Source organism: Mesorhizobium sp. WSM4840 (assembly GCF_055811755.1).
The window spans coordinates 69,404-76,621 of the sequence record NZ_JBVVQD010000023.1; the positions used below are offsets into that span (position 1 = coordinate 69,404).

The window sequence follows — 7,218 nt, forward strand, 5'->3', positions numbered from 1 at the left end:
CCCGCGCCGACGGGGGCGCGGGGGGCCCACCTTAAAAACAAAATTTTAAATGTTTGGGGCGCCAAACCCGCCTTGGTATGGGGTTTTTTAAAATTTGTGGTGCCCGGCCGTAATGCCCCGGCCGGCCGTCGCTCAATGCGCGGCTTGTCGCTGCTTTGATCGTCATTTTGACCAAGCACGAGGAACGGCCGGCGCCTCGAACTGTCAATGAGTTGCAGCGTGAGAGAAGACCTGCATGACCACTACGCCGCAGACGATCATCCCGATGCCAACGATCGCTGCGATATCCAACACCTGCTTGAAGATAACTACGCCAATAGCAGCGGTCAGTACGATCCCCAGTCCTGACCATATCGCATAGGCAACGCCCAGCAGCAGGCTTTTCAAGGCTTGCGAAAGGAAAAAGAACGACAGTCCGTACAGGGCGATGCAGCTTAGCGTTGGAGCCAGTTTTGTAAATTGCTGCGACTTCTGCAGGAACGTCGAGCCGGTTACCTCGACGAGGATGGCGAGACCGAGGCAGGCATAGGTGAACAGGGTGGTTCTCACAGCCGGGTCAACTGCTTGGTTTCGGATTGCACGGCCCCGCCCCTTAGCTGCGTCGGTGTCTGGCCGTGGATTCTTTTGAAGCTCCGGGTGAAATGAGAGGCGTTCTTCAGTCCGACCTCCAGCGCAACCGGGCGAAGGCTGAAAGCGTGAATGACCGCGCGAGGATAAATCCGACCTTCAACTTGGTGGGAGAGGGGATCATGCTGCAACCTTCATTCAAGAGCCGTCGGCTTGGTCAGGCGTGCAAAAGCGATTTGAGGTCGGTATCCAGATCGGCGACGACCTTCGGCTCGGGCGACTTTCCAGCTTCGATCAGCCGCCTTGCCACCATGAACACTCCGGGCTGGTTGATGGCATCGACCGCCACCAGCTCCTTGCCTCGGTAGTGCCATAGGGAAAGAGCCTTGTCGGACAGGTGTCTCACGACGACCGAGTCATGCCCGGCCGCCAGACCGGCAGTTTGAAGCTTGATATCGAACTGATCCGACCAGAACCAAGGCTTCGCGCCATAGTGATCTGCAGCCGCCATGATGGTCTTGGCGGCGGCTTCACCCTGGTCGATGCCGTTTCCGACACTTTCGAGCCGGATGCGCTGCCCCTTCCAGGGGAAGGACGCGCAGTCGCTGGCCGTCAGGATCGAGGGGTCCGAGGTGCGGCAATGGCCGTCGACCTTGATACCGTTCTCGATTTCCAACCCGGCGGCCTGAGCCAGCTCGATATTGGGATGAATCCCGATGCCGACGATGACGAAATCCACGTCGAACGTGCGCCCGTCTTTCATGTGAGCCTGTGTCACCCTGCCGTCGTGGCCGGTCAGGGTCGCCAGCTCGACACCCTCGCAGATATCCACATCATGGCTTCGGTGCAGGTTTTGAAAGAACGATGCCGTCTGCACCGAGGCGACACGCTGCAGGATCCGGGGCGCGCTTTCAATCAGCGTAACGCGAAGGCCGAGCTTCGCCGAGACGGCGGCCGCTTCAAGGCCGATATATCCGCCGCCGATCCGGCGCTCGCGAGGCGGCTCTGGGACGTCTCGGTCGAAATGACCGGGCGTTGATCCAGATCTTTCGCCAGTAGCGTAGGGTTTGACCCAAGGCACGGCCGTCCCTTCTCCGGAGAGGTGGGGCTTGGGTTGAAGGGAGATTCACTTACGCCGTCAGAAGTTGAGGTCGCCCGCCCGGATGACCGAAAGAACACGTCGAGAGCCCGGCTCGCAGGACGACAGCCAACTCGAATCCATTCCCATGTTGCGCTAGGCGGCATCCTCGTCTCGGTCGGCACGAAACGCCCGCCGGGAGCTCTCAACTTCGGGCCGGTGCTCGACCGCCCACTGGGACAAGGTCCGGAGCGGATCAATGAGCGAGTGGCCAAGCGGGGTCAACTCATATGTGACCTTCGGTGGAATGGTCGGGAAACTGGTGCGCTTGACCAGCCCGTCTTCCTCCAGTCCTCGTAGCGTCAAGGTCAGCATGCGGTGGGATACGCCCCCGATCTGACGGAGCAGGGCGGTAAAGCGCACCGGTCCGTCCTTCAAGGCTCCCACGGCCATGACAGTCCACTTGTCCCCGACCCGGTCGAGTATTTGGCCGAGGGCCCGGCACTCGTCCCTTCCTGCTTCATCGTGATGGAGTGCGTTGCCGGCCTTCATCCTCTGTTCTCCGTTTGTATCGCGCACACTTTTGATCGTGATGGACAAAATAGTGCAATCTTGCGCGTTTGCCTAATGCACCGATATGACCTTACGAACATTTTGTTCGCGAGGAAATCAATCATGAAAGTTGGAATCAACGGCGCGAGTGGGCACCTTGGGCAGGCCGTCCTGGCAGAGCTCGCTGTGCGAGCGCAGGGTCACGACATCGTCGCCATCAGCCGCACGCCGGACAAGGTCGCCGGGGAGTGGGAGAAGCGGGCCGGCGACTATGATCACCCCGAAACACTGGCCAAGGCCTATGCCGGTCTCGATCGACTCTTGCTGATCCCGACGGTTGATCTGGCTCCGGGCGCGCGGTCGCGGCAGAACGCTGCCGCGATCGAAGCGGCTGTTGCGGCCGGCGTGGGGCACGTCGTGTTCCTCTCTGCTGCTGGAACCGCGAAGGCCCCAGACGCCTCCATGCACGGTTCCTACTGGCGCGGCGAACAGACCCTGATCCAGAAGGCAAAGGCGTGGACCATCCTGCGCATGAACTACTACACGGAGAGCTTCGCCATGGAGGTGGCGGCGCCCCAGACCAATCAGATTTTTGGCTTGGCCGAGAACAAAGTCGCCTTCATCTCGCGCAACGACATTGCCGCTGCAGCGGCGGGCATGCTCGTCGGCGACGGCCATGACGGAGCAATCTACAACCTCACCGGCCAGCAAAGCCTGACCGGCGCCGAGCGCGCCGCCATTGCCTCGCAAGTGCTTGGCCGCGAGATCGGCTTCCAGACCGCTCCGGAAGCGACCCTGCGGGCGGGGTTCGCCCAGTTCGGCTATCCCGAAGTCGTGATCGATGCGGTGATCGCGATCCAGCAGAAATTCGCCAGGGGCGGCAACGACATCGTGACCGGCGAGGTCGAGAAGCTTTCCGGCAGGCCCGCAAGGCCCTTCGTCGAGACGCTTGGCGAAGCGCTGCGGGCGCTATCATGAGCTTCAGCGTCATTGTCGGGGCGAGCAGCGTCGGAACTGCTACGGCGAACCTGCTTGCGAGCACCGGCGAGCAGGTCAAGCTCGTGACGCGCCGTGGCACGGGGCCGGTGCACCCTTTGATAGAACGCGTCGCGGCGGACGCGACCGACGCCGAGCAGTTGGCCGTGATCAGCCAGGGCGCGTCCGCGATCTATTGCTGCGCCAGCCCGGCATACGACCGGTGGCCGGCCGAGTGGCCGCCCCTGTTCGAGGCCATGATGACTGCCGCGGAGAGGACGGGCGCGGTGCTGGCGAGTTACAGCAATCTCTACGGCTATGGACAGGTGAACGGCGCGATGAGCGAGGACACCCCGCTTGTCGCGACGCACCCCAAACTCAGGGTCCGTGCCGATCTCTGGCGCGAGGCGCTACGGCGCCATCAGGCGGGACGGCTGAAGCTGACCGAAATTCGCGCCAGCGATCATATTCCGCCCAACAGCTTGTTTGCCTTGGCCCTTGCCAAGCCCTTGCTCGTGGGTAAGCGGGTCATTTCCCCGGTCCCGATCGACGTTCCGCGCAGCTGGACCTCCGTGAACGACTCCGCAAAGTTGCTGGTGAGGGTGGCACAAGATCCCCAGGCGTTGGGAAACGCCTGGCACGTGCCTACCAACCCGCCGATGACGGCCCGGCAACTTCTCGATCGCTTTGCTCAATTGAATGGACTGCCATCTCCTAGGGTGACCGTCCTTCCCTATGCCGGCTTGGTGGCCGCCGGCCTTTTCGTGCCGATGCTCCGGGAAATGCGCATCACCTACTACCAGTTCGATCGCCCATTCATCATCGACGCCCAACGGGCCGTGAACGCATTTGGATTCACGCCCGAGCCGCTCGACGTCGTCTTGCGCGAAACGGCCGAGATGCTCCGCAAAACGAGCTGACTGCCAAAACACCTAACGCGATAACCCCGACACAACATGCGCCCGCGAACTCCGGTTCCCGAGGCAGAGACCTAGGAGAAAGTAATGTCCGAACAAACAATGGCCACCAAGGCCGCACCTGCCCCAAGCCGCGCTCTCGCAATCGGCCTATGGTCGGCGCAAATCGCGCTTGCCGGCATCTTCGGCATGGCCGGCGTCAGCAAGAGCTTCTTGTCGCCCGCCTACCTGGTTGCCATGGGGGTCAATTACGCGACTGAGCTCCCCGAGTGGCTGCTGCGCTTCATAGGCGCGTCAGAACTCCTTGGCGCCATCGGCGTCATGCTGCCGGCCCTGACCCGCATCCTGCCGCGGCTCACGCCGCTTGCCGCGCTGGGATTCGCTACCATCCAGGTGCTTGCCATCGGTTTTCATGCGGTGCGCGGCGAGCTCGCAATGGTTCTCCCGTTCAATCTTGCGCTGCTTGGCTTGTCACTGTTTGTCGTGTGGGGTCGCTGGTCCAAGGCGCCGATAGCGCCTCGCGGCTAGGTGCATTCTGTCAACCATCGCTGACCCGCGAAAGACCTTACCCGAAGCGATGAGGACCGGGCAACGAGGCTGCCGGCGATGCACGCAGCTGGCAATGGCATCGAACCGGTGCGCATGAATTTCAGCTGCCCGTCATGCGGTCCGAAGGTGGCCGGTCTTCAACTGCCGATCGGTAGGAAGGCATTTAGATGAGACAACTGCTGCTTGATCCTGGGTCAGCCTTCTTCGAATTCACCGGCAAGAACTGAGGCCAAGGATTGATTTACCCCGAAGAGGTCGGCAAGGCGCGCCCGGGCCAAGGCCATGTCCATCTGCGGCCAGGTGAGCTGCAGATTGAAGCTCGGCCGAGCGACGCGAGAGTCCATCAGGTCTCGGCTCGGTGCTCTGCGCAATCGAGGCTCGTCGTGCCAGTTCAGGACGTCCCGGATGGCACGCGAGCGTTGGCCTCCGACGCGTAGCGCGCCATGTCCGCTATGTCTTCTTTCGTAGGCTCTTGGCCTGTGAAACTACGAAGATAGGCTGCAACCAGCGAGAGCCTGCTGCTCATCGATTCGTGAAGCTCGAGCGAATAGTAGCCGATCTGCATGAAGTAGAGGATGCGCGCCCGCACAAAGGCATCCTCAGCCGAATATCCGTGCCGCAAATACATATCGCGGATTGCGGCGACGCGCTCGTCGTCGGCCTGATCGATGATCCGCCTAACGGACCCTGAATGACGCGCCCAGGCCCTTATCGCGAAGTCCAGCCGCGGGTCGAAAAGCCGTTCGTCGATCCAGCATTCAAAGATGCTCATAACCCCGCGAATGACGGTTGCTGACGGGCGAGCCGCATGCTCGAGGATGAAACGAGTGTTGGTGTCGCGCCAATGTTCTAGCAACTGATCAAGCAGATCCTGGCGGCTCTTGAAATACCAGTAGAAGCTCGAGCGTGAGACACCCAGCTTCTGCCCGAGACTTAAGACCCGGACTTTCTCCACCCCATCGGAGATCAAGGTGTCGAGCGCCAGATTCAACCAGTCCTCGCGGGTGGATTTTGCGTTGCTGTTCGCAGGCGGCTTCGGATTGGTCGGCTTTGTCATCGGCAAGCAATGTCACGCCACTGCCGTCAAATCAAGTTTGTGGACATTAATGTCCATGATCTATGGACAATGCTGTACAGAGGCGGTAGCATCCGTGATATTCAAGCTTAGGCAGATGCTGCCCTCGACTGATCGATCGAACGGCACCGGGGGAATGAGCATGTTGGTCGAAACAACGGGGAGCGAGGTGCGGCAGCGAGGTGGCCGAAGGCCCCGCAGCAACCGCGTTCAGACTTCGCGGCAACCGAACTACCGCAATCTGCGCAATTCTCTCACTCCTCAGCAGGTTTTCTCGGCCGATCAGATAGAGAACATCCACGACACCGCGTTGCGAGTGCTCGAAGAACTCGGCATCAAGGTGCTTCTACCCGAGGCGCGTCAGATGTTTCGCTTAAACGGCTGCCTCGTCGATGACGACAGCATGATGGTCCGCATCGGGCGCGACGTGGTCGCTGGAGCTCTTGCGATTGCCCCGCGGTCAATTCCGGCACGAGGTGGTGCCCGCGAGCGTGATCTCGTTTTCGAACCTGGCGCGCTTGCCTTCGTCGCGGGCTGTGGTTGTCCTAATGTGACCGATCTCGATCGCGGACGTCGGGCAGGAACGCTCGCCGACTTCGATGAGATTGTCCGGCTGGTACAGGCGTTCGACGTGCTGCACATGCACGGACCCCATCTCGAACCACAGGATGTCGACCTGCGTTTCCGCCATTACGCGACTGTGCGGGCACAACTCACGCTGTCGGACAAAATCCCTTTCGTCTTCGCGCGCGGAACACCTCAGGTTGAGGATAGTTTCGAGATGATGCGCCTTGCGCGCGGACTCTCCGAGGATGAATTCCGCAACGGTGTCCACTGTTACACGATCATAAACACCAACTCGCCTCGCCAACTCGACATCCCAATGGCGCAGGGCATCATCGATTTCGCGAGAGCCGGTCAGGTGACTGTCATCACGCCGTTCTGCCTTGCCGGCGCGATGGCGCCGATCACGGTCGCGGGCGCGCTCACGCTACAGCATGCCGAGGCGCTCGCCGGCATTGTCCTCGCCCAGACGAGCCGGACTGGGGCGCCAGTCGTTTATGGAAGCTTTTCGTCGAACGTGGATATGAAATCGGGCGCACCCGCCTTCGGGACGCCCGAGCACGCGAAGGCGACGCTCGGCGCAGGGCAGCTCGCAAGATATCTCGGCCTCCCCTGGAGGGCGGGCGGCGGTAGCGCGGCCAACATCTCCGATGTGCAGGCCGCCAATGAATCGCAGTTCGCCCTATGGGGGGCCGTGCTTGCCGGCGCAACCGTGCTCGTTCATGCGGCTGGGTGGCTCGAAGGCGGTCTCAGCCTCTCCTACGAAAAGCTGATAACCGACGTCGAAGTCCTTCAGATGATGGCCGAATTTTTCACCGAGACGCCGGGAGATGCCTCCGCGGGAGGCCTGGGGGGGGTAGCGGGGGGGCCCCCCGGGGGGCCGTTTTTTTGGGGGCAGCCCACCCAAGGCCCGGTACCCAACCCCGTTGAAGGGGCATTGT

10 protein-coding genes are annotated in these 7,218 nt (G+C 61.5%); 4 read left to right on the forward strand and 6 right to left on the reverse strand.

Going from position 1 to position 7,218, the window contains the following annotated elements; genetic code table 11:
* Window positions 1-204 precede the first annotated feature (204 nt).
* From AC0L3I_RS26195 to AC0L3I_RS26210, 4 genes are all read right to left on the reverse strand, one after another.
* Window positions 205-549: a DMT family transporter gene (locus AC0L3I_RS26195; RefSeq protein WP_473528744.1), complete on the reverse strand. Its 345-nt coding sequence runs from the start codon at window positions 547-549 to the stop codon at window positions 205-207.
* Complete coding sequence (locus AC0L3I_RS26200) at window positions 546-758, reverse strand: AraC family transcriptional regulator (RefSeq protein WP_473528745.1); 213 nt, start codon at window positions 756-758, stop codon at window positions 546-548. Before AC0L3I_RS26200 ends, AC0L3I_RS26195 begins: the two co-directional genes overlap by 4 nt.
* A gap of 26 nt (window positions 759-784) precedes the next feature.
* Window positions 785-1,648, reverse strand: a complete 864-nt coding sequence (locus tag AC0L3I_RS26205) for an NAD(P)/FAD-dependent oxidoreductase (protein WP_473528746.1) — start codon at window positions 1,646-1,648, stop codon at window positions 785-787.
* A gap of 153 nt (window positions 1,649-1,801) precedes the next feature.
* On the reverse strand, window positions 1,802-2,197 hold the full coding sequence (locus tag AC0L3I_RS26210; RefSeq protein WP_473528747.1) for a winged helix-turn-helix transcriptional regulator: 396 nt from the start codon (window positions 2,195-2,197) through the stop codon (window positions 1,802-1,804).
* Between the two features lie 123 nt (window positions 2,198-2,320).
* Here AC0L3I_RS26210 and AC0L3I_RS26215 point away from each other — a divergent pair, with 123 nt between their 5' ends.
* The 3 genes from AC0L3I_RS26215 (at window position 2,321) to AC0L3I_RS26225 (ending at window position 4,617) form a co-directional block, all read left to right on the forward strand.
* Complete coding sequence (locus AC0L3I_RS26215) at window positions 2,321-3,175, forward strand: NAD(P)H-binding protein (RefSeq protein WP_473528748.1); 855 nt, start codon at window positions 2,321-2,323, stop codon at window positions 3,173-3,175.
* A complete protein-coding gene (locus AC0L3I_RS26220) occupies window positions 3,172-4,092 on the forward strand; it encodes a Rossmann-fold NAD(P)-binding domain-containing protein (protein WP_473528749.1) in 921 nt (306 codons plus the stop codon). The genes AC0L3I_RS26215 and AC0L3I_RS26220 overlap by 4 nt, the downstream gene beginning before the upstream one ends.
* Window positions 4,093-4,176: 84 nt before the next feature.
* Window positions 4,177-4,617 (forward strand): DoxX family protein, encoded by a 441-nt coding sequence (locus AC0L3I_RS26225; RefSeq protein ID WP_473528750.1) that lies wholly within the window; start codon window positions 4,177-4,179, stop codon window positions 4,615-4,617.
* 215 nt (window positions 4,618-4,832) lie between these two features.
* Here AC0L3I_RS26225 and AC0L3I_RS26230 read toward each other — a convergent pair whose 3' ends face one another.
* Together AC0L3I_RS26230 and AC0L3I_RS26235 are read right to left on the reverse strand one after the other, a co-directional pair.
* The gene (locus tag AC0L3I_RS26230; RefSeq protein WP_473528751.1) at window positions 4,833-4,982 is read right to left on the reverse strand and encodes a hypothetical protein; all 150 of its coding nucleotides are present in this window, start codon (window positions 4,980-4,982) and stop codon (window positions 4,833-4,835) included.
* Window positions 4,983-5,029: 47 nt separating this feature from the next.
* Window positions 5,030-5,695: a TetR/AcrR family transcriptional regulator gene (locus AC0L3I_RS26235; protein WP_473528752.1), complete on the reverse strand. Its 666-nt coding sequence runs from the start codon at window positions 5,693-5,695 to the stop codon at window positions 5,030-5,032.
* Between the two features lie 160 nt (window positions 5,696-5,855).
* Here AC0L3I_RS26235 and AC0L3I_RS26240 point away from each other — a divergent pair.
* The coding region (locus tag AC0L3I_RS26240; RefSeq protein ID WP_473528780.1) for a trimethylamine methyltransferase family protein at window positions 5,856-7,218 on the forward strand (1,363 nt) is incomplete at its 3' end.

Coding starts and splice junctions, on each gene's coding strand:
- AC0L3I_RS26210 (WP_473528747.1), bottom strand. CDS start 2,197: ATGAAGGCCGGCAACGCACTCCATCACGATGAAGCAGGAAGGGACGAG.
- AC0L3I_RS26215 (WP_473528748.1), top strand. CDS start 2,321: ATGAAAGTTGGAATCAACGGCGCGAGTGGGCACCTTGGGCAGGCCGTC.
- AC0L3I_RS26220 (WP_473528749.1), top strand. CDS start 3,172: ATGAGCTTCAGCGTCATTGTCGGGGCGAGCAGCGTCGGAACTGCTACG.
- AC0L3I_RS26225 (WP_473528750.1), top strand. CDS start 4,177: ATGTCCGAACAAACAATGGCCACCAAGGCCGCACCTGCCCCAAGCCGC.
- AC0L3I_RS26230 (WP_473528751.1), bottom strand. CDS start 4,982: ATGGACTCTCGCGTCGCTCGGCCGAGCTTCAATCTGCAGCTCACCTGG.
- AC0L3I_RS26235 (WP_473528752.1), bottom strand. CDS start 5,695: ATGACAAAGCCGACCAATCCGAAGCCGCCTGCGAACAGCAACGCAAAA.